Source organism: Tychonema sp. LEGE 07196 (assembly GCF_963890365.1).
Lineage (GTDB): Bacteria > Cyanobacteriota > Cyanobacteriia > Cyanobacteriales > Microcoleaceae > Microcoleus.
Window position 1 is genome coordinate 43,151 of sequence record NZ_CAWPRX010000104.1, and the last position, 16,317, is coordinate 59,467.

The 16,317-nt window shown below is 45.8% G+C and carries 19 protein-coding genes; 11 read left to right on the forward strand and 8 right to left on the reverse strand.

All coding sequences use genetic code 11. The features are described 5' to 3' along the window. Positions 1-710 precede the first annotated feature (710 nt). Positions 711-1,148 (forward strand): ATP-binding protein, encoded by a 438-nt coding sequence (locus AACV78_RS12940; RefSeq protein ID WP_194009373.1) that lies wholly within the window; start codon positions 711-713, stop codon positions 1,146-1,148. Between the two features lie 161 nt (positions 1,149-1,309). Next, on the forward strand, positions 1,310-2,578 hold the full coding sequence (locus AACV78_RS12945) for a WcaI family glycosyltransferase (protein WP_194009374.1): 1,269 nt from the start codon (positions 1,310-1,312) through the stop codon (positions 2,576-2,578). Positions 2,579-2,716: 138 nt separating this feature from the next. Here AACV78_RS12945 and AACV78_RS12950 read toward each other — a convergent pair whose 3' ends face one another. From AACV78_RS12950 to AACV78_RS12965, 4 genes are all read right to left on the reverse strand, one after another. Then, positions 2,717-3,628 (reverse strand): DMT family transporter, encoded by a 912-nt coding sequence (locus AACV78_RS12950; protein WP_194009375.1) that lies wholly within the window; start codon positions 3,626-3,628, stop codon positions 2,717-2,719. A 15-nt stretch (positions 3,629-3,643) separates the two neighbouring features. Further along, positions 3,644-4,879, reverse strand: coding sequence for a Na+/H+ antiporter NhaC family protein (locus AACV78_RS12955; RefSeq protein WP_228042219.1), 1,236 nt, complete (start codon positions 4,877-4,879; stop codon positions 3,644-3,646). A 92-nt stretch (positions 4,880-4,971) separates the two neighbouring features. Then, positions 4,972-5,247 carry a BrnA antitoxin family protein gene (locus AACV78_RS12960; RefSeq protein WP_194009377.1) on the reverse strand — a complete coding sequence of 92 codons (276 nt, stop codon included), beginning with the start codon at positions 5,245-5,247 and terminating at the stop codon, positions 4,972-4,974. After that, positions 5,210-5,431, reverse strand: a complete 222-nt coding sequence (locus AACV78_RS12965) for a BrnT family toxin (protein ID WP_339383615.1) — start codon at positions 5,429-5,431, stop codon at positions 5,210-5,212. Before AACV78_RS12965 ends, AACV78_RS12960 begins: the two co-directional genes overlap by 38 nt. A gap of 264 nt (positions 5,432-5,695) precedes the next feature. Between AACV78_RS12965 and yqeK the strand changes: the two genes are divergently transcribed. The 4 genes from yqeK (at position 5,696) to AACV78_RS12985 (ending at position 8,447) form a co-directional block, all read left to right on the forward strand. Then, a complete protein-coding gene (gene yqeK / locus AACV78_RS12970) occupies positions 5,696-6,331 on the forward strand; it encodes a bis(5'-nucleosyl)-tetraphosphatase (symmetrical) YqeK (RefSeq protein WP_194009378.1) in 636 nt (211 codons plus the stop codon). A 120-nt stretch (positions 6,332-6,451) separates the two neighbouring features. Further along, positions 6,452-6,877, forward strand: coding sequence for a ribosome silencing factor (rsfS, locus tag AACV78_RS12975; RefSeq protein WP_194009379.1), 426 nt, complete (start codon positions 6,452-6,454; stop codon positions 6,875-6,877). A 1-nt stretch (position 6,878) separates the two neighbouring features. Next, the gene (locus AACV78_RS12980) at positions 6,879-7,379 is read left to right on the forward strand and encodes a CGLD27 family protein (protein WP_194009380.1); all 501 of its coding nucleotides are present in this window, start codon (positions 6,879-6,881) and stop codon (positions 7,377-7,379) included. A 114-nt stretch (positions 7,380-7,493) separates the two neighbouring features. Beyond that, positions 7,494-8,447: an asparaginase gene (locus AACV78_RS12985; RefSeq protein ID WP_194009381.1), complete on the forward strand. Its 954-nt coding sequence runs from the start codon at positions 7,494-7,496 to the stop codon at positions 8,445-8,447. Between the two features lie 72 nt (positions 8,448-8,519). On the opposite strand, the gene AACV78_RS12990 is transcribed toward AACV78_RS12985, so the two are convergent. Continuing rightward, positions 8,520-8,768 (reverse strand): Ycf34 family protein, encoded by a 249-nt coding sequence (locus AACV78_RS12990; RefSeq protein WP_194012059.1) that lies wholly within the window; start codon positions 8,766-8,768, stop codon positions 8,520-8,522. Between the two features lie 108 nt (positions 8,769-8,876). Here AACV78_RS12990 and AACV78_RS12995 point away from each other — a divergent pair, with 108 nt between their 5' ends. Continuing rightward, positions 8,877-10,130 (forward strand): tRNA nucleotidyltransferase/poly(A) polymerase-related protein, encoded by a 1,254-nt coding sequence (locus tag AACV78_RS12995; protein ID WP_194012060.1) that lies wholly within the window; start codon positions 8,877-8,879, stop codon positions 10,128-10,130. Between the two features lie 294 nt (positions 10,131-10,424). On the opposite strand, the gene AACV78_RS13000 is transcribed toward AACV78_RS12995, so the two are convergent. After that, entirely contained in the window at positions 10,425-10,775 is a 351-nt protein-coding gene (locus tag AACV78_RS13000; protein ID WP_194012061.1) for a DUF952 domain-containing protein, read from the reverse strand. Between the two features lie 118 nt (positions 10,776-10,893). Here AACV78_RS13000 and AACV78_RS13005 point away from each other — a divergent pair, with 118 nt between their 5' ends. Next, on the forward strand, positions 10,894-11,025 hold the full coding sequence (locus AACV78_RS13005) for a hypothetical protein (protein ID WP_255513016.1): 132 nt from the start codon (positions 10,894-10,896) through the stop codon (positions 11,023-11,025). A gap of 20 nt (positions 11,026-11,045) precedes the next feature. Here the strand turns inward: AACV78_RS13005 and AACV78_RS13010 are convergent, their stop codons facing one another. Together AACV78_RS13010 and AACV78_RS13015 are read right to left on the reverse strand one after the other, a co-directional pair. Further along, positions 11,046-11,483 carry a cupin domain-containing protein gene (locus AACV78_RS13010; protein ID WP_445329583.1) on the reverse strand — a complete coding sequence of 146 codons (438 nt, stop codon included), beginning with the start codon at positions 11,481-11,483 and terminating at the stop codon, positions 11,046-11,048. Between the two features lie 278 nt (positions 11,484-11,761). Next, the gene (locus AACV78_RS13015; RefSeq protein WP_194012063.1) at positions 11,762-12,532 is read right to left on the reverse strand and encodes a cysteine hydrolase family protein; all 771 of its coding nucleotides are present in this window, start codon (positions 12,530-12,532) and stop codon (positions 11,762-11,764) included. 115 nt (positions 12,533-12,647) lie between these two features. Between AACV78_RS13015 and AACV78_RS13020 the strand changes: the two genes are divergently transcribed. The 3 genes from AACV78_RS13020 to AACV78_RS13030 all read left to right on the forward strand — a co-directional run bounded on the left by AACV78_RS13020 (position 12,648) and on the right by AACV78_RS13030 (position 16,286). After that, positions 12,648-14,057, forward strand: coding sequence for an amidohydrolase family protein (locus tag AACV78_RS13020; protein ID WP_194012064.1), 1,410 nt, complete (start codon positions 12,648-12,650; stop codon positions 14,055-14,057). A 132-nt stretch (positions 14,058-14,189) separates the two neighbouring features. Next, entirely contained in the window at positions 14,190-15,389 is a 1,200-nt protein-coding gene (locus tag AACV78_RS13025; RefSeq protein ID WP_194012065.1) for a glycoside hydrolase family 10-like protein, read from the forward strand. A 219-nt stretch (positions 15,390-15,608) separates the two neighbouring features. Further along, positions 15,609-16,286: a DUF2459 domain-containing protein gene (locus AACV78_RS13030; protein ID WP_194012066.1), complete on the forward strand. Its 678-nt coding sequence runs from the start codon at positions 15,609-15,611 to the stop codon at positions 16,284-16,286. Positions 16,287-16,317 lie beyond the last annotated feature (31 nt).

A 16,317-nucleotide genomic window follows, 5' to 3' on the forward strand; every position in this document is an offset into this window, starting at 1 on the left:
TGGGCAGCTAGTTGCTAAATAGGCGATCGAACTACGAATTAGCAATTTGGCAGTTCTGGTCAGGCTCGAATTACGCCACCAGGGTTTTCAATGACGACAAAAACTAACGTATGTTTAGCTAGCGGGCGCGGGAATCCCCACGACCTAATCTTTGATAGGTGGGTGGGATGAAAGCCGGGTTTGTGTGTGGGATGGAAGGTTAACCGATGCCGTTGGCGTAGCCCGCCCAAGCCGTAGGACGGGAAAACCTTCACAGCCTGAACAAACAATCTTTGATATACTGCAAAAACAGTGGGGCCCGACGTGTTCCTCACTATAAAAAGCCGAGCGAGAGAAACATTTTGGAGTACCTCGAAGGAAGATCTCGATATCCTTAACAGGACTCAGATGCCTACGCTGTAATCTTTGATTCAGAGTAGGATCGTCACAAAATTACCGACTGCTAACACGGTGGAAACTCAAACCACTCGTCGCAAGCTGAATCGGGAATTTTCCCCATTTAAACGCCCTATTGAGGCGGGTTACAGTATCGGAAGTCTCTCATTTTCTGTGCGAGTAAATGGTGCGAAAGGAATGCTCACCTTGAGGCAAAACGAGCTTCTTCAACTCAAGCTTGACTTAACTAATATGTTGCCAAGACAGAGCCCTCATTTTCCTCTATTTCCGGTGCTGAGTATAGTGCTGGTGGGGGCCGACAAGGGGGAAAAAAAATGAAAAACGAGCAACCAAAGGCCGAGTCGCACCTTCAAGTTGAAACAGACTTGGAGGCTTTAACATCCATTTTGGAATGGTTGGAGAATATAGTTTTGCCGCTGCTGCCGGCGGATTTCTGGTGGCAGTGCAGGCTGATCGTCAACGAAGGCTTTACAAACGCTGTCCGCCACGCTCACCAGAACTTGCCCTCCGCGACGCCGATCGACATTGAGGTAAAAGTGTTTGCCGATTACTTAGAAATTAGGATTTGGGACATGGGTCAACCCTTCAACCTGGAAGCAAAGCTGCACTCGATCATGCAAGAGCAGCGCGATCCCTTAGACAGAGAAGGAGAAAGGGGACTTGTGTTCATGTACAAGCTCACAGACGATCTTCGGTATATCCGTACCGACGATCGCCGCAACTGCTTGGTAATGCGAAAAAACCTTACCTGAAAGCGCTTGCGGCTCGCCCGATCCAGAGCGGCTTCTTTTGCAAAAAGTGGAAGGTTCCAGCACCGCCCCCTGTTGTGCTACCCGGAACCCAACCACATCCTCTGCAACTCACCGGGTGTAGACTCGCGTCGCGGCAGGACAATTTGCTGCAAAATAAATTTATGCGTATTCTAATTTATTCCTATAACTACTATCCAGAGCCGATCGGCATTGCCCCCCTGATGACAGAACTAGCGCAAGGCTTAGTCAAGCGCGGCCACCAAGTGCGAGTCATCACCGGAATGCCCAACTATCCCCAGCGCCGGATTTATCCCCAATATCAGGGCAAATTTTACCTCACCGAAGAACACAAAGGCGTCACAATTCAGCGCAGCTACCTGCGCGTCAACGGCCCCCATCCCAGCCTCCTAGACAGACTTTTACTAGACGGCAGTTTTGTCCTCTCCAGCGCCGTCCAAGCCTTCAGGGGCTGGCGTCCCGATGTAATTTTCTCGACAATGCCCCCTTTACCGATTTGCGTCCCTGTTGCCCTCTACGGCTGGAGTCGCGCTTGCCCGATCGTCCTCAACGTACAGGATATAGTCTCAGAAGCAGCCGTGCGCGTCGGCTTGGTGAAAAAAAACGGACTGCTAATTAAGATTGCTGACGCCTTAGAAAAATTTGCCTACAGCACAGCCAGCCAAGTCAGCGTCATCGACAGCGGTTTTATCAAAAAATTGCACTCTCAGGGAGTACCCCCAGAAAAAATAGTTTGCCTTCCAAATTGGGTTGATGTCAATTTCATTCGCCCCTTACCCAAAGAAAATAACCCCTTTCGAGAAACCCACAAACTCAAGGGCAAATTTGTCGTTCTGTATGCTGGAAATATTGCCCTGACTCAGGGATTGCAAACAGTTGTCAAAGCAGCAGCCCGTTTGAAACACATAGTTGAAATTGCTTTTGTAATTGTCGGAGAATCAACAGCACTAGCGCGCTTGCAAAAAGATTGCGAAACTTATAAAGCTACTAATGTAATGTTGCTACCCTTTGAACCGCGAGAAAAATTGCCGGAACTGTTAGCTGCTGCTGATGTGAGTTTAGTCGTACAAAAGCTGCGCGTTACTAACTTTAATATGCCTTCAAAAATTCAAGTAATTCTCGCCAGCGGTAGGGCAATTTTGGCGTCGGTTCCCGAAACTGGTACGGCGCACAAAGCAGTCCAGCAAAGCGGTGGCGGGGTTGTAATAGCGCCGGAAGATGCGGAGGCTTTGGCTGATGCTGTGGAGGATTTGTTCTTAAATCCCGATCGGGTGAAGGCGTTGGGCGAGCAAGGTAGAAATTATGCTGTTGAGAATTACGGATTTGAGGAAGCTTTGAATCATTATGAGGCTTTATTTGCGACGGTGGCGGCGAGTCATGCTGAGAAAATATTGGCACCGCTGCCAAAGTAATCAGATAATTGGGTTAGTGTAATAGGTAGCGCTCTTTTGTAGTAAGGACTAAAGTCGCGATCGACTAAAAGGCTGATGAAAAAACTGAAGTCCTCACTACGAACTTGATGATAGTCATATTATCTGAGATAATATAATTCAATTTTTCGGTATGTTCCTGATTCCGACAAGGCTTGATTTAGTGCGATTAGTAATAATAATGCCACAGACGATCGCCAATGCACTAAAAATATGCACCAACGAAATCGCTTCACCGAGAAACAGCCACGCAGCAATACCGCTAAACACTGGAATCAGGTAATAGATTAAGGCTGTGCGGTTCGGGCCAATCAGGGCGATCGCCTGATTCCACGCCAGAAACGCCATCACCGACGACAGAACCCCCACATAAAGTAACGCCAGGGCGATCGAAGGATTGAACGCCACAGGGTGATAAATCCAACATTCCAGTGCATAGAAGGGCGATAAAAACAACAGCCCCAAGCTAAAAGTGCATAAAGTGAAAGTTGTCATCCGCAGGTTTGGTGGCTTGCGCTTCACCAGCATAGTGTAGCCAGCAAAGATGATAGATGCCAATAGCATATACAAATCGCCGATCGCAAAGGAAATACTCAGCAGCCTTTCTAACGAGCCTCCCGCGATTAACAATACAACACCGCTGACGGCGATCGCAATGCCGGCAGCGCGCGTTAACGAGATAAGTTCTCCGTAAAAAATACGAGACATAAGTACAATAAAAACCGGGGAACAAGTGGCAATTAACGCCATATTCACCGCCAGGGTTGTGTGACCGGCAACGTAGATCAAAGTGTTAAAAGTAGTCACACCTAACAGGGCCGATACAGTCAAGTAAGGGAGAGATTTTTTAATCAATTTCCAATCTGCAACTGCCGCCCGCACGGTGAATGGTGCTAATGTAGCCACAGCAATAGTCCATCGCCAGAAAGCTAGACCGATCGGCAAAACATCCTGATTCAAAGCTCTAGCAACGATAAAGTTACCGGCCCAAATAGCAGTCGCAACTACTGCCAAAACATAACCGATTGACATTCTATTATTCATTTATTAGTAAGGCAAATTTTTACGAGGTTTAGCCAATTTAATTTGAATTAAGTTAAACAACGGAATGAGATACAAATAAAAGGCATAAGGGATAAAATCTGCATTTACACTCAAGATAGTTGCAGGCACTAATCCGGCAATATTCCAAGGAATTAAGGGAGAAATCACAACAGCGGTGTTTTCTAAATCTACAGCAAGTTGATAATTATCTAATCCTTCTTTTCGGTATTTTTCCTCAACTAACTGATGAGTCAGAAGGATGGCGATTGTTTGGGTACAGCCAAATGCAGCCGATAAAATTCCTATGATTGTCGTTCCACAAAATAAATCGCCTCTCGTTCGAGCTTTGTTTAGATACAATTCAATAAATTCTAGCGTTTTTGTTCCTGCAAAAAGACCGGCAAATGCTGTCGATACAATTACAATTATTGAAACTTTGACCATCGACAAAATCCCTCCTCCCGCCACAATATCTTTTAAACTCGAAGTTGATTCTAACTTGAATCCGGCGATCGCGAATTGCAGAATGTCCAGCGGCGAATAACCTTGCACGAAAATGGCGATCGCACTTCCGGCAATTAGACTAACAGCCATAGCAATTTTGACCTCAACTCGCAAGACACAAAGAATTAAAATTGTCAAGGCTGGCAGCAAAGCGATCGAGTTGAGATTGAAGGCTTTGCTAAGTTCAAAAGCCAGGTTATTGCCAGCAACTTCTACGGGATTTGCTAAGGATAAGATTAAATACAAGATGCTGGAAACTATCAGCGGATAAAAAGCTGTTACCGCCATATTTTTGAGGTTCGTATAAATGTTTGTGCGGGTAATGGCGGCAATCAAATTAGCGCTAGAAGACATGGGAGAACACCGATCGCCAAAATAAGCTCCGGCAATTATTGCCCCCGCGATCGTATTGGGATTTACACCGCTGCCCTTGGCTGCGATCGTTAAAGCAATGCCGATCGTGCTCGCAGTACCAAAGGAAGTTCCCAGCAGCACAGAAACCGTGCTAGTTAAGATAAACGCCCAAAAAATAAAATATTGAGGGCTAATTAATTTAATTCCCCAATATACGAGAACCGGAACCGTCCCCGCAGCCATCCATACGGCCATGACTGCCCCGATTAACAGTAAAATACCGATTACTGAAAAAGACTTTTGACTGCCAGCCACAGCCATTTTGATTAAGTTGTTTATCTGAAATCCCCTTCTCAACAAAATGGCAATAAAAATTGCCATAGAAGCTAGCAACGGATAAAGTACAAAATAACCTTTGATGGCACTAAATAAAAGTAAAACAAATGAAATAATAACAAAAAATAGCAAATCCATTATTGATGGGCTTTCATGTATTCTCGCAGTAAGGTATTGATCTGGGTTTGATAACCACGACCTTGAGATTTAAACCACTCCAAAACATCACTGTCAATGCGTAAGGTAACTTGAGCTTTAGTCTTAGGGTTGGGCAAGCCTCGCCCAACTACGGCTTTAGCAAACATTTCAGGCGTAATTTCAGGGCAATCAGAGAAATCAATATCTTCATCAGTCATGGCATCTAGGCGTTGCCAGTCAGTTTGAGATTTGCTCGAAGTAAATTCGTTGTTCATATTTAGTTGCTTTTCTAGCAGAAATAATGCGGGTACATTCCTCTCGTTCTGTATGGACGATAGCGACTACTCGCCCTTGCAACAAACCAAAAGTCACAAACCTTTGCTCTCCATAACTGAATCGTTCATCCTCAACTGTTACGATTTCTCCATCAAAAACTAATGGAACGTCGATAAAGTCAATTCAATGTTTGCTAAGGTTGGTAAGACGTTTCGTCTTATCCCACTCAAATTCCATACCTTGATTGTCACTAGATATTGTAACTACAATTTGTCGTTACAGCCACTTACTTTAACAGATATTTGGATTGTTCAGGTAAAGCCGATCGCCCCCTTCGCCCACTTCACCCCAATCATCCCAGATATCCCAACACCGCTGCTACCCGACGCCGCAGTCCATTAAAACAAAACGCTAAAATAGTAGATCCTACAATTTGGGAGTTAATATTTGACACTTGCACCTACGCGCGAAAACGTCCTAGCTTGGCTCTCGCAGCGCGTTCCTGCTGCCCGCATCACACACATCCTCGGCGTCGAACAGACAGCAGGTGACTTGGCCAGACATTACGGCCTCGACGAAGCAAAAGCTCGATCGGCCGGTTTGTTGCACGACGCAGCAAAATACTTCAAACCCCAACTGCTGCTGCAAATGGCTCAGAAGGAAGGTTTAGAGTTAGACTCAGTGTTGGAAGCACACCCGCATTTGCTGCACGCAGACGCGGGCGCGATCGTCGCTAGAGACGAATTCGGGGTGGTCGATCGAGAAATTTTGGACGCAATCGCCAATCACACCCTCGGCAGACCAAGCATGAGCCAGCTCAGTTGTGCCGTATTTGTAGCAGACTCTATAGAGCCGAGCCGCGGCAACACCGCCCAACTAACAGCACTGCGCGAGGCAAGCTGGCAAAATCTTTATGCAGGCGTGTGGCAAACTAGCGATTATTCTCTGAAATATTTGCTAGAAACTCGCTGCTACATTCACCCGCGCACCGTACTTACGCGCAATTGGGCGTTGCAAATGGCTCGCCAATCGCCGGAAACAGGAAATTCGACAGGGAAGTCGATCGAACAAATCACCAGTTAAAAGTAAAATTTACCAGCAATCCTTTACTTACTTCTGACTTCCACCTAACTCCTATTTCCAATCTCAAACCGCCAACAACCGATTTTCCTTTACTGTCTCAATTAGGAACTTAAACACTTAATGTCAGATCTAACCCAACTCGAATATTCCAGAACTCAGTCTACAGAAACAGACAGCGCCACCTCAGACGAAACGCGCGGCCTGATAGTGACGGCTGCCCAAGCTGCCGATGACCGCAAAGCCGTTGATATTGTATTGCTCAAAGTGTCAGAAGTATGCTATCTGGCAGACTACTTTGCGATCGTCACCGGATTTTCCAACGTCCAAGTACGAGCCATCTCCCAAGCCATCGCCGACCAAGTAGAAGAAGAATGGGGACGGTTGCCGCTGCGTACACAAGGGCTATCAGACGCAAGTTGGGTAGTCATGGACTACGGCGACGCGATTATCCACATCTTGAAACCCCAAGAGCGCGAGTTTTACAATTTAGAAGCGTTTTGGGGACACGCCGAACGGATTGATTTTTCCACCGCAGAGGAATGCTAATGTGAAAAACGCTTCTGTTTCTATTTGTCCTGTTCCGCAAGAACAGCGCCCGGTTAATGAATACCAAGAACTTACAGAATCTGGGTTTTTTAGCTGGGTAACTCTCGATTGGCCTGAGTATTTGGCAAAACTAGCTTGGGTTTGGGGTTGGAGTTGCTTGGTATCCGGGCCGATAGCTGCTTCTAGCTTTGCTCCCTTCAAGTATCCAGTTCAGTTTGCCCTGTGCGCGGCAGCCGGTGCCAGTTTTATTCTAGGATTGGCTTTGCTGCGACTTTACTTGGGTTGGTTCTACGTGCGATCGCGCCTTGTAAATCCCACCGTCGTCTACGAAGAGTCAGGCTGGTACGATTGTCAATCTTGGCCTAAAACACCGGAGATTTTAGCTCAAGACCAGTTGATAGTCAACTACGAACTAGAACCAATTCTCAGGCGTTTGCGGCAGACATTTTATGGTTTGACTGTATTGCTGGTTGCCGGGGGACTAATTTGGAATTGTTTGTAATCGGGAATCGTGACAAGGAAGTTTTGAGTTGTCGGGGCGGTGTGCTTTTGTCGCCGCCCCCTTACAACTTCCTCCACCCAATCTAAAATCTAAAATCTAAAATCTAAAATTGATATGACAAGGGGAAAACGAACCCAAGCTCCCGAACTGGAAGTCACACTGCTGCGCGAAGGTATTGTGGAATCTAGGCATCGCGCCCAAGCCGCTGTCTGTGACAAACGCGGGCGCGTTCTGTCCGTTGCGGGTAACTCGGAAACGGCGACATTTGTCCGTTCTTCTCTCAAACCGTTTCAAGCTTTGGCTGTGACGGCGAGCGGGACTTTGGAACGCTACGAATTGACCGATCGAGATTTAGCGATTATTTGCAGTTCTCATCAAGGTACGATCGAGCAATCGCGACAGGTATTTAACGTCCTGTGGCGCTGCGACATAGACCCATCTAAACTTCAATGCCCCATTCCTGAAGGCAAAAAAAGCCCCCTGCAATACAACTGTTCCGGTAAACACGCCGGAATGCTGGCTGTCTGTCAGCAAATGCACTGGCCGCTGAATACTTATTTGAGCCGCAAACATCCCGTCCAGCAACTTATTTTGGGCAAGGTAGCTGACTTGCTGGCCATGCCTGCCGAAGAGTTTATCAGCGCTCGCGACGACTGCGGAGCTCCTACCTATTTGTTGCAGTTGGGACAAATGGCATCTTTGTACGCTAAGTTAGCCTCCGGCGACAATGTGGATATGGAGCGGATTGTCCGCGCTATGACTCACCACCCGATGATGGTTGCCGGTGAGGGAAGATTTGACACGGAACTGATGCGCTTGACTCAAGGAGAATTGGTCAGCAAGTCCGGCGCAGAAGGGGTGCAGTGCATTGGCCGCGTTGGTGAAGGTATGGGCTTGGCCATTAAAATCGCCGATGGTGGCAAGCGCGCTAAATTTGCTGTGGCAATTCACTTGCTCAAACAGTTGGGGTGGATTACTCCGACTCAGGCCGAAACTCTTTCGGACACTTACCTGACTCTCAGCGATTTTAAGCGCTTGGAGGTAGTGGGGGAAGTTTCGATGCTTTAAGTTGTTCTACATCCAAATTATTGTAGATCGACATCACCGACCAAAAATCCTCTCCCCCTCTCCCCCTCTTTCTTAAGTCGGTACGAGTTCGCCCGGCCGCAATGAGGCCCATTTGCCGGTCTCTTGCGTAAAACTTTCACAGCCGACTACATCCCATTCCATTTCTATTTCGTCTTGGCGGGGGCGGATGTTGACGTTGATGGTGGGTTCTACGGGGTCAAAATCGGGTGTTTCGGTGAGGTGAATCTGTTCGTGCTGTTCTTCTACGGCGTGGTAGGTGAAGCAGCGGTCTACATAGTGGCAGTTAATACAAATACACATTCTTGATATCCTCTGTGCATTTCAAAAAAATTGGTGAATTCTGAGCTTTCTGTTAATCTAGCTTAGCAAGAGTTTAATGGTTTGTAAGGAAAGTAGATTTTTGTTGCGATGCCGATTAATTTGCCAACTGCGCTATCTCCTGAGACTTGGCCGTTCGATTTGGAACTGCTGACACCGCCTGTTTATCTGGTGGGCGGTGCGGTGCGGGATGCGCTGCTGGGACGCCGATCGCACTATTTTGATTTGGATTTCGTTATGCTAACACGGGCGGTGAAGACTGCTCGAAACATTGCCGATCGCACGAAAGGCGGATTTGTCTTGTTGGATGCGGAACGACAGATTGCGCGGGTGGTGTTTGCGGGCGGTACGGCGGATTTTGCGGAGGCTTTGGGGGGGAGTCTGGAGGGGGATTTGTTGCGCCGGGATTTTCGGATAAATGCGATCGCCTGCAATCCTTTTACCGGAGAAATCATCGATCCTTTGGACGGTCAAACTGATTTGCGGTTGGGTTTGCTGCGGATGATTTCGCGATCGAATTTGGAAGACGATCCGCTGAGGTTATTAAGAGCTTACCGTCAAGCGGCGCAGTTGGGTTTTGCGATCGAACCGGAAACTCAATCTGCGATTCGAGAATTAGCGCCGTTGTTGAGTCGGGTGGCGGTGGAACGGGTGCGGACGGAATTAGGTTATTTGTTGAGCAATCATAACGGTATTCCTTGGATTTGTCGCGGTTGCGAAGATGGTTTGTTTTCGATTTGGTTTGCAAGTGCGATCGACCGTTTCGATATCTTGACAAAAATCGATTCCTGTGCTGCTGATTTGGCGGCAATTTATCCAGACTTGGGGAGAGAATTTGGGCGATCGATTCGAGATACAATTAAAACGCCGTTGTTGGCAGTTGGGAAGTTAGCTATTTTAGCAAATTCCGACCCGACAATCGCTGAAACAGAGTTGCTGCGGTTGAAGTACAGCAATGCAGAGATTAAAAGTGCGATCGGGCTTTTGAAATACTTGCCCAAACTGCAAGCAAAACCCATTGCAGAAATGTCCCTGCGAAAACAATATTTTTTGTTTCGGGATGTAGGAATAGTATTTCCAGTCTTAGCAGTTTTAGCCCTAGCCGCGGGAGTCGCAGTTGATGATATTTCCCTGCTAATTAATCGCTACCTCAATGCCGATGACATTATCGCTCATCCCACCCAATTAGTTAGCGGCAATGAATTAATGGAATCTTTGAAGATTCCCAGAAGTCCGCTCATCGGTCAATTATTAATGGAGATTCAATTAGCGCGGGTAGAAGGGAGAATTGCGACTCGCGAAGAGGCGCTGAAACTGGCCGCCGACTTGATTGAAGTTGATTAATCTTTGGGAAATATCGCAACAACAATCTTGCTAGAAGCCAGTTCACCAACCATCTGTAATTCATATCGTTGACCGTTGCATCGTCAGGTGATTTAACCGGTGCTAGAACACAGAGGACACAGAGAGAGAGAATAGAGATATGAATACAGGACGAGGAAGAGAGGATTTGATATCACATCCCAAATATCTATCAACCAGCCCCAGCGACAATCAGTAAATGCGCCTACATTTATCTGCGTTGCATCTGCGTTGCATCTGCGGTTTAATTATCAATCAAAAAACAATGCAATAAGTTTATTTAGGGCTAGCTGTTAATTCCGCAGGCAATTGAAACTTACCATCTGCACCCGCTTCCAACTCAAAAACTTGCAACACAGCATCAACATTAAGCGGCCCGTAAATGTGCGGGTAATCTTCACCAGCGGCAAATTCATACTTAACTTCAGATTCAACTTTCTCCGAATCAATCCACAGCAGCAACAATCCTGTTTGTCCCACAAAAAATTTATTAGCAGATTTCACAACTTGCGGCAAAGTTGAACAGTGGATAAATCCTTCAGTATCTAGCGTATCTCCGCGATAGAATTGCACTTTTTTGGCTTGTTCCCACTGTTGGCTGCGGGTGATGTGAAAGATAACGCTCATAATTTAGATTGGTTTTAAGTGCGACTGGTACAAAACTTACAAATGCGGGGTCAAAAACTCGGTTTCTGTACCAAAATATTTCGCTATTAGCGACAATTTTTCAAAGAAACCGAATTTTTTGCCTTTGTTGCGCCGCAGTACAATTCGACACGGAAAACTCCTGCCGCAACTTACTGTCAGCGTCTTAATTTTAGCACCGATCGCCCGCGCTGCACCCGGAGCCGCGCCAGTCGTTTTTCCTGTTTGCTGACGGTAATCCTCACTAGAAACTTAGCACGCCACCAGTACATCCGATCGCCCGAGAACCCTCATATCTTCCTCATCGAGTTCGACTGGCGTACCGCTGCGAATCAGTTCCACAAAATCCTCATTCGGCACCATAATGCACAAAGTGTACAAACGTTCATTGCCCGTATTTTCAATTACATGAGTGCCGGTTGGAGGCACTAACAAACTATCACCCGGTTTAATACTAACTGTTTTGCCGTCGCAGGTGGCTTCCCCTGTTCCTTTGAGTACAAAAAACATTTCTACTGCAAATTGATGGCGGTTAGGAGGAGTTTTGCCACCCGCATCGAAGATTTCGACGCAAACAGTTAATGAAACATTAGCTATTACCGGATCGAAGACAATCGCTAATCTATTAGTATCGCCCGGACTGATGCGAAATGCTTGGTAATCTTGAGGAGATTTTATCACAGGAATCATGCACTGGTTTGTCATTGTTTTATTGTTAGTTGTAAGTTGTCAGTTGTTATCTTTCTGCTGTCATTAGTGAGAATCCATAGTCATTAGTCCGTCGCTCAACTTCCAAAGTTTATCGCTAATGACTAATGACTGCAGGCTGACCATCCGCCCAAAAACGGATACTTGCGAACGACTCCTCTCGTAGTGCACCTTAAATTTTAGACCAAAGTTCAAGATCCCAGATTCATCTGTCGAGTCAATCTAAAATCTAAAATCTAAAATCTAAAATCGAATGACTGTTATTTAATTGCTTCTAAGATAGCCTGAGAATCCGACAAAAAACCAAAACATTGTTTAACATTATAAAGAGTAGCTTGCCAGCAATACTCTGGAGATGTGGTAGCTGTACAATCTTTGACTAAAATACAGTCGTAACCGAGGAAATTAGCATCTTGTAGTGTAGCCATGACGCACTGATCGGCGTTTACTCCTCCGAAAAAAAGTGTAGTTTTGCCGAGGTTCCGCAATATACTATCTAAAGGAGTATCCCAAAAGGCACTCATCCGATATTTGTCAATGCAAATATCTTCTGGTTTTTGTTCCAATTCATCGACAACCTGCGCCGCCCAACTCCCCGCCATCAACACAGATGCGCCGTTTTTTGGCAGGGGATCTCCCAAGCCTACGCCGTCGCCGGTGGGATTGTAAACGTGGCGGGAAGCAGCGCTAATATTCAGTAAATCGGGGCGGTTTCCCCAGTTAATCCAAATAATTGGCATTGCGTGCGATCGCAATTTGGGCAGCAATTTTTTTAAAGGATTAATTGGAGTTTGGGCGGGCGTTATATCCACGCCAATATGTGCTAGCCAACCGTCGGGGTGACAAAAATCATTTTGCATATCTATCACCAACATTGCTGCTTTTGCTAAATCCAAACGCAGGGTTTTAGTTTCTGTTTCTAGGGTAACAGGTTGAGGCGCGATCGGCGATCGGGTGATGTCGGCAATTTTTTCATCAACTTTCCAAGCATTCGGCTGCACGCCCAAGGTACGGAGAGAATCAGGATTCATATTTTACGTTTAAATCGATTGACTTACTTAAGATTAGCAGGCACTGACTAGAAGATTAAATGACATTGAACATTACAATAGTAATAGATGTGAATTCACCAGAAGGGGTCAATCTGTGAGCTTTACAATTCAAAATGTTTTAATTCCCGTTGAGGGTGGTTATGAAACCGTAGACGTACAGGTGGTGGATAATTGCATAAGTGCGATCGCCCAAAATTTAGATGCTGTGGGAACAATAATCGACGGCACTAATAAGCTGCTGCTTCCCGGTTTTGTCAACGCCCACACGCACTCTTCCGAAATGTGGCAGCGCGGCATCATTCCCCCTCTGCCGCTAGAATTGTGGATTGCCGAACTGTACGATTTTACACCTTTAGATCCCGAACAAGTTTACTTGAGCGCCCTCGGTACGGCAGTAGAAACATTGCTATCTGGCGGCACCAGCGTAGTCGATCATTTAGTTTTAATTCCGGGGCAAGAATTAGAGACGATCGCCGCCGCAGTTCGTGCTTATCAAGAAATTGGCATCCGCGCGTTTATCGGGCCATTAATTCAAGATGAATCCCTTACAGCGGGAATGCCTGCGGGTGATAGCACTATCGAACACAGGGCTTATATTCGCTCGACAAAGGCAACTTTGGAATTAATGGAATCAGCCATAAAACAGTTTCATAAACCCGAAAAAGGTGTTAATATGTTGTTGGCACCGACTGGAATTCAACTCTGTTCGGATGCTTTGTTTGAAGGCTGCGTCGATTTGGGCGATCGCTACAATCTTTGCCTGCACGCCCACCTCCTAGAAACCTCAGCCCAAAAACAACTAGCTCACGAAAAATACGGTTGCAGCGCCGTCGAACACCTGCAAAAAATCGGTTTTTTAACTCCTCGCACTTCCTTAGCCCACTGCGTCTGGCTGGAAGATTCCGACATCGCAATTCTAGCAAAAACTGAATCCACTGTTGTACACAATCCCCTCAGCAACCTGCGGTTGGGAAGTGGCATTGCACCGATTTTGAAATACCGCCAAGCGGGAGTCAACGTATCTTTCGGCTGCGATGGCGCTGCTAGCAACGATTCTCAAGATTTGCTGGAAGCGATTAAAATGGGTTCGATTCTGCACAATATTACGGATTTGGATTACCGCCACTGGATTACACCGCGCCAGTCGGTAGAAATGGCATCGCAGGGCGGAGCAAAAGGCTTGAATGTTGCCGAAGAAATCGGTTCGCTGACAGTTGGAAAAAAAGCCGATTTTGTGCTGTACGATTTAACCAGTTTATCATTGTTGCCGCGCACCGACCCGATTGGTTTGCTAATTTTGGGTCGCCCGACAAATGCGGTAAACAGTGTTTGGGTAAACGGCCAACAAATTGTTGCTGAAGGTAAGGTGACAACGATTGATGTTGATGATTTGAGACGGGAATTATTCGATCGCAGCGAGTGGAGTAGCCAGCGTCAATCGCCAATGGTGGGCGAGATTGAAGCGCACTACCGCCAAGTGATGAAATTGCCTGGTTATTCTTAGGGGGAATTGCAGCCAAATTCGGCGCTTGAAACCGATCCTGTACAAACAAAATCGGACGGGAATTGAATAAATTAAAGTGTACAGTGCTCACCCTACAGTATGATGTTAGATTGTGGTGTTTGCAAAAAATTGATGATTAAACTGTACAAATGGCAGCGGATACTGGCTTTAATAGTTGTTTTTGCGATCGCCCTTACCTCCTCCGCCATTTTCTCCCCCCGAATGGAGGCTAAAACCCCGCCCAAAAATCGAACAACCGAATTGCGCGGCATTTGGCTGACTAACATTGACAGCGACGTTATTTTTTCGCGCAACAACATCATTGACGCTGTAAATAGACTAGATAAACTCAACTTTAACACCATTTATCCTACGGTTTGGCAAGGGGGTTATACCATTCATCCCAGCGCTGTAGCCAAACGAGTATTCGGATATTTAAACGACCCCACCCCAGCATTAAAAGGGCGAGATGTCCTCAAAGAAATCATTACAGCAGCACATCAGAAAGGTATCGCAGTAATCCCTTGGTTTGAGTTTGGTTTCATGGCCCCCGCCGATTCAGAATTAGCCAGACTACACCCCGATTGGTTGGCGAAGCGGCGCGACGGTTCAACCATTTGGAAAGAAGGCGTAAACGATCGAGTTTGGCTGAGTCCTTTTCATCCCGAAGTACAGAAGTTTATCCAAGAATTAGCGATCGAACTTGTCGCAAATTACGATTTAGATGGCATTCAATTTGACGACCATTTCGGCTTACCATCAGAATTTGGCTACGAACCGCTGACAGTATTAATGTATCAGAAAGATATCAAAGCCCGTCCCTCCAACGACTTCCGCGAAACCTTCTGGGTACGCTGGCGCGCCGATAGAATCAACGACTTTATGGGGCGACTTTTTAGAGCCATCAAATCCCGCAAACAAAAATGTATTGTCAGCTTATCTCCCAACCCCCTACATTTTGCTCTGCCAGCCCACTTGCAGGACTGGTTTAGCTGGGAAAGACGCGGTTACATCGAAGAACTTATAGTCCAGGTTTATCGCAGCGATATCAAGCGTTTTAATGTGGAATTGGAACGGGAAGAAGTTAAATTAGCAAAAGGGCACATTCCAACTGCGATCGGTATTTTAACAGGCTTAAGAAATAATTCAATTCCGCTGCAACAAATTCAAGAACAAGTGCAAGAAGTCCGAAAAAGAAACTTTGAAGGTGTTTCATTCTTTTTCTACGAAAGCTTGTCGAGTTGGGCAAAGGAGCCCCCCGAACAGCGCAATGGAGCCCTGCAAGAATTATTTCCGACAAAAATGCAGCGCCGGTCTGTTGAAAATTTGTAAGATAGTTTGTTAATATCGTTTCTAGTAAGGACTTCTGTTCTTCTTTCATATCAATTCGGGTTGCACTCCTCATGACTGTTGACTGTTGACTGTTGACTCGATTTTATTATTCCGATGCAACCAGAAACGATATCAGGGATGATTAAGGACTTGAATTCCTTACTATAAATTTTTCCAAAGGTAGGAACAAAAAATCAGAATTTGAAACCCACGGTTAAAATGAAAAAAATCATAAAGCGCTTAGGAATTTTCCTTTTATGTTTTACCGCTTGCCTAACAATTGGCTATCTCACTCCCACAAAGTGGGGAGATTACTCGCAAACAGATTGTACGGTTTCCGTGCAAATTTATAACGGAGGCATCCACACCGAAATTATTGTTCCAGTTAAAAATGAATATTTTGACTGGAATCAATATTTACCGCTAACAGAAATAGGACGCGATGCGACTTCCGATTATAAATATCTATCTTTTGGCTGGGGAGATAGAGCTTTTATGCTAGAAACTCCCAGCTCAGGAAGTATCAACCCAGTTACAGGTTTCAAGGCGCTTATTTTCCCTAATCCATCTACCGTGCAGGTTCAAGGTTATCGGGTTTTTCCCCCAGATCGAGAAACCAAATGTGTTAAAATTAGCGGAGAAAATTATTTGAGGATGGTAATTTTTATTCAAAATACATTCCAATTAGACGCCGGAGGTAATAAAATAAAAATTAGCTACGGCTACAACAAAAACGACAGTTTTTATGAAGCCAAAGACAGTTACTCTATTTTGAGAACTTGCAACGACTGGACGGCAGAAGCTTTGCGAAAAGCTGAGGTAAATACTCCTCTATGGTCAACTCTATCGTCATCGATTATGTTTCATTTAAACAGCGGTTGCGAATGTAATGTATAGTCATTAGTCAGTAGTCATTAGTCATTAGTCG

Excerpts from the sequence above, each read along its gene's own strand:
- AACV78_RS12940 (WP_194009373.1), top strand. The coding sequence starts at position 711 with ATGAAAAACGAGCAACCAAAGGCCGAGTCGCACCTTCAAGTTGAAACA.
- AACV78_RS12945 (WP_194009374.1), top strand. The coding sequence starts at position 1,310 with ATGCGTATTCTAATTTATTCCTATAACTACTATCCAGAGCCGATCGGC.
- AACV78_RS12950 (WP_194009375.1), bottom strand. The coding sequence starts at position 3,628 with ATGTCAATCGGTTATGTTTTGGCAGTAGTTGCGACTGCTATTTGGGCC.
- AACV78_RS12955 (WP_228042219.1), bottom strand. The coding sequence starts at position 4,879 with ATGGCAATTTTTATTGCCATTTTGTTGAGAAGGGGATTTCAGATAAAC.
- AACV78_RS12960 (WP_194009377.1), bottom strand. The coding sequence starts at position 5,247 with ATGAACAACGAATTTACTTCGAGCAAATCTCAAACTGACTGGCAACGC.
- rsfS (WP_194009379.1), top strand. The coding sequence starts at position 6,452 with ATGTCAGATCTAACCCAACTCGAATATTCCAGAACTCAGTCTACAGAA.
- AACV78_RS12985 (WP_194009381.1), top strand. The coding sequence starts at position 7,494 with ATGACAAGGGGAAAACGAACCCAAGCTCCCGAACTGGAAGTCACACTG.
- AACV78_RS12990 (WP_194012059.1), bottom strand. The coding sequence starts at position 8,768 with ATGTGTATTTGTATTAACTGCCACTATGTAGACCGCTGCTTCACCTAC.
- AACV78_RS12995 (WP_194012060.1), top strand. The coding sequence starts at position 8,877 with ATGCCGATTAATTTGCCAACTGCGCTATCTCCTGAGACTTGGCCGTTC.
- AACV78_RS13000 (WP_194012061.1), bottom strand. The coding sequence starts at position 10,775 with ATGAGCGTTATCTTTCACATCACCCGCAGCCAACAGTGGGAACAAGCC.
- AACV78_RS13010 (WP_445329583.1), bottom strand. The coding sequence starts at position 11,483 with ATGATTCCTGTGATAAAATCTCCTCAAGATTACCAAGCATTTCGCATC.
- AACV78_RS13015 (WP_194012063.1), bottom strand. The coding sequence starts at position 12,532 with ATGAATCCTGATTCTCTCCGTACCTTGGGCGTGCAGCCGAATGCTTGG.
- AACV78_RS13025 (WP_194012065.1), top strand. The coding sequence starts at position 14,190 with ATGATTAAACTGTACAAATGGCAGCGGATACTGGCTTTAATAGTTGTT.
- AACV78_RS13030 (WP_194012066.1), top strand. The coding sequence starts at position 15,609 with ATGAAAAAAATCATAAAGCGCTTAGGAATTTTCCTTTTATGTTTTACC.